The sequence below is a fragment of the Rhodoferax sp. genome (assembly GCF_018063565.1).
Lineage (GTDB): Bacteria > Pseudomonadota > Gammaproteobacteria > Burkholderiales > Burkholderiaceae_C > Rhodoferax.
On the sequence record NZ_JAGPBB010000166.1, the window covers coordinates 1 to 3,962 of the forward strand.

The 3,962-nt window shown below is 61.0% G+C and carries 3 protein-coding genes; 1 reads left to right on the top strand and 2 read right to left on the bottom strand.

Annotated features, from left to right (window positions below; translation table 11 throughout):
• Positions 1-427: EAL domain-containing protein (locus tag KBF66_RS19055; RefSeq protein WP_296661275.1), on the top strand; the 427-nt coding region annotated here is incomplete at its 5' end.
• Positions 428-795: 368 nt separating this feature from the next.
• On the opposite strand, the gene KBF66_RS19060 is transcribed toward KBF66_RS19055, so the two are convergent.
• Positions 796-3,060 (bottom strand): VWA domain-containing protein, encoded by a 2,265-nt coding sequence (locus KBF66_RS19060; protein ID WP_296661277.1) that lies wholly within the window; start codon positions 3,058-3,060, stop codon positions 796-798.
• 40 nt (positions 3,061-3,100) lie between these two features.
• Positions 3,101-3,907 carry a CbbQ/NirQ/NorQ/GpvN family protein gene (locus KBF66_RS19065; protein ID WP_296661279.1) on the bottom strand — a complete coding sequence of 269 codons (807 nt, stop codon included), beginning with the start codon at positions 3,905-3,907 and terminating at the stop codon, positions 3,101-3,103.
• Positions 3,908-3,962 lie beyond the last annotated feature (55 nt).

The window sequence follows — 3,962 nt, forward strand, 5'->3', positions numbered from 1 at the left end:
GGCCGACATGGCGCAGGTGTCGCAGGTCATTGAAGACTGCGCCCAGATCGGCGTGAAGTTTGCTTTGGACGACTTTGGCACTGGCTATTCGTCACTCACCTACCTCAAGCGCCTGCGCGTGGCACTGCTCAAGATTGACCAGAGCTTTGTGCGCGACATGCTCGACGACCCCAATGACCTGGCCATTTTGCAGGGTGTCATCGGCCTGGCCACCGCCTTCAAGCGCGAAGTGATTGCCGAAGGGGTCGAGACGGTGGCACACGGTACCGCTCTGCTGCAATTGGGCTGCGAGTTGGCACAAGGCTATGGCATTGCCCGGCCCATGCCGCCAGATCAGTTGCCCGCCTGGGTCGCCACCTGGCAGCCCGATGCGGCGTGGTGTGCGGCTCCGAATTTCGACAAGGGGTCTTGGTCTGGAAAAGAATAGGCTTACACAACAAGCTCCGTTCTCCGCAGTGGGCTATCGCTGCACTGGAGCCAGCCAGGTCAAGGAAACTGAAAACAGATTCTGAAGGGCAGTTTATGCCCCTTGGACAGTGACCGCGAAAGGCCGGTGCCGACTTTCACTGTTGACAACTTTGGGCACCTTGGAGACTGCCATGACCGCCAGCTTCCCGGCATTGGAAATTGTGAAGTCGAACTTCCAGATACCGGGCATTCGTGACCGACTCGTAACGCATTGCGGCCGTAACGCAGCGACCGAATTCGCGATGAATTGACTAACAAAAGAGCCTCTAGCTCAATATCTTAAAGCGTTAATAGATACAAAAACGGAAGCAATTTGCCCTCAAACCCTCACCGCGTCAACGCCATAAACAGCTTGGGCAATTGCTCAGGCAACCGGGCGATGTTGTCGATCACCGTATAGCGCTTGCCAAAGATGTCGGCCACGTAGGCGTCGGCGGCGGGGTCCAGGTTGATGCAATAGGTGAAGATGCCCTGGTGGTCCAGCTCGCGCACGGCTTCTTTGGCATCCTCAATCAGCAGGCGCTCGTCTTTCACGTCAATGTCGGCGGGTTGGCCGTCCGTCAGCACCAGCAGCAGCTTTTTGTCGGCAGCTTGCATTGACAAAGTGCGCGCCGCATGGCGCAGCGCGGCACCCATGCGGGTGCTGTAGGCGGCCTGCATCGCGGCGAGGCGGGCTTTGACGGTGTCGTCCCATGCTTCAGCAAAGCCTTTGAGGTGCAGGTAACGCACATCGTGCCGGGTGTTGGAGTGAAACCCGGCGATCGCCAGCGGGTCGCCCAGTTGCTGCACCGCCCAGGCCAGCAGCGAGACCGCCTCCTGGCTGAGCTGCAGCACGGTTTGCTCCGAGCCACGGGCTTTTTCGTTGAGCGACTCCGACAAGTCCAGCAGCAGCGTGGTGGCAATGCTGCGCCCGTCGGTGGTGTGGCTCATGTTGATGCGCATGTCGGGGTTGGAGCCGCTTTTCAAGTCGATCAGCGAGCGGATGGCCACGTCCAGGTCCAACTCGCTGCCTTCTTCCTGATAGCGCTGGCGCACCTTGTCTTGGGGTTTCAGGGCATCCAGCAGGCGTTTCAGGCGTTTGGCCAGCGCCGCGTGTTTGGCCAGCAGGTTGTCGATGTCGGCGGCGTTGCCACTGGGGTGCAGGCGCTCATACAGGCTGACCCAGTCCGGGCGCAGGCTCTGGCTGCTGTAGTCCCACTCGGGGTAGTGGCGCGGTGGCAGGGTCTGCAGCTCCTGGGCGGCCGTGGCGGTGGGCCGATCAAAGTCCTCTTCGTCGTCGCTGAGTTCGTAAAAGCGCCACAGATGGCGGTTGTCGTCGTGGTAGTCGACTTCGGTGTCCTCGAACCAGGTGTCGGGCAACTGGTCGCTTTGCAGCCGGGTTTTGCCCAGGTAGCTCAGCGCCAGCCCGGCGATGTCAGACGTGCTGGATTCGCCCAGTGCCATCAACCCAGAGAAGCGCTGCACCCATTCCTGCAACTGCGGGTGCTCAAAGCGTTTAGGCGGGTCCAGCAGCGCGCGCGACAGCATCACCAGCCGGTGCCTCAAGCAGGAATGTGTCGCAGGGTTACAAGCCCCATCAAGCGGTATCGGGTGCAAGGCCAATAAGTGGCGGCGCAGGCCGGGGTATTCGCGCAGCATCAGCGCATCGACCCGCGCATCCTCAAAACACTCGATCGCCAAGCGCTGCGCCGGGCTGTAGTTGTCGGCAAAAATCGGTGTGCTCCAGCGCCGATGGGCTGCCATGTGCGCCAGCGCGACACGGTAGCGGTCCAGGCCGCTCACACCATTGCGCTCGTCATACACATCGGGCAGACGCATGCCGTGCGCGTCAAAGTACGGCATGGGCTGGCGCTGCGCATCAAAGGTGGTGGAGTAGGGCACCAGCAAATCGCCATCTTGCCAAAGCGCGCGCAGCGTCAGGTCAAGCACACGGGTGTGGTCCATCAGCAGCGTGCCATGGCGTTCGCGCTGCAGCACAGCGCGGCTGTCGCTGCTGGCCAGGCTGAAAAACTCGCGCTGTTGCTCGGGATGGTGGTTGTAGTTGCGGATGCCGTAGTTGATCCAGTTGCTCAGGCCCTGCACGCTCAGCACTTCGAGCAGTTGGGGTGCCTTGTCAAAAAAAACGGCCAGGCTTGGGCTGGGGTAGGTTTTGTGGATGCCGTGGATGGAGCCGCTGGTGCGTTCCATCAGCATCACGCACAGGTCCAGGTAGTGTTGCAACTGCCCCTGGCTGGGCAGGCGCCGGGCCACGGCGGCCAGTGTTTGAAGAAATGGCGCAATCGCTTTGCCGTTGGGCGATTTGTTGAGGGTGCGCACGGTTTGCATCACAGCATCGAGCGCGTCTTCGCCCACAGTTTTCGCAATCGGGGGCCATTCCTGCAAAAAGATCAGCGCTGGCTCGACACCGCGGCCCATCTTGCCCAAGAAGCGCGCCTGCATCAAAAAGTCATCCAGCCCTTGGGCGCTAAGCAGCCCCGCTGCCTCGGCCATGCAGGCGGCAAAAACGTCGTCAATTTGGGCAAAGCTGCAATCGAGCTGGCGGCGCCAGGCTTGCAACTGGGCATCGTCAATAGCAGCAGAAGTGGTCAACACGCCGGGCCTCGCGGGGTGTGCGTCAAGTTGGACGGTGGCGTCAGGCAAACACGGCGTCAATCGCGTGGTCGAGTGTGGCGCGAATGTCGACGTCGTCGGTGATCGGACGCACCAGCGCCATGCGGCAGGCATCTACCGGATCCACCTCGCCTTTGATGAGCCTAGCGGCGTAAACCAGCAGGCGGGTGGAGATACCTTCGTCGAGCCCATGGCCCTTGAGCGCGCGCGCTGTTGCGCCTACTTTGACCAGACGCACCGCGTCGGCCAGCGGTATGCCGGCCTCGGTGGCGATGATGCTGGCCTCCAGTTCGGGGGCAGGGTAGTCAAAGTCAAAGCCGACAAAACGCTGTTTGGTGCTTTGCTTGAGGTCTTTCATCAGGCTTTGGTAGCCTGGGTTGTACGAGATGACCAATTGGAAATCGGCGTGTGCCTGGATCAGCTCGCCTTTCTTGTCCAGTGGCAACTGGCGGCGATGGTCGGTGAGTGGGTGGATGACGACGGTGGTGTCCTGGCGGGCCTCAACAATTTCGTCCAGGTAGCAAATGGCACCAATGCGCGCGGCGGTCGTCAGCGGGCCGTCGAGCCAGCGGGTGCCGTTGGCCTCCAGCAGGTAGCGTCCCACCAGGTCGCTGGCGGTCATGTCTTCGTTGCAGGCCACGGTGATCAGCGGTTTGCCCAGTTTCCAGGCCATGTATTCGATGAAGCGCGACTTGCCACAGCCGGTGGGGCCTTTGACCATCACGGGCAGCCTGGCCTTGTAAGCGGCCTCATACAGGGCCACTTCATTGGTCTGTGCTTGATAGAACGGCTCTTGGGTGATGCTGTATTGCTGGGCAAGATTCGTCATGGCGGATTCCTGTGGGGTCAACTTTACGGTCGCTGGGAAAAAAGGATGCCGGGTG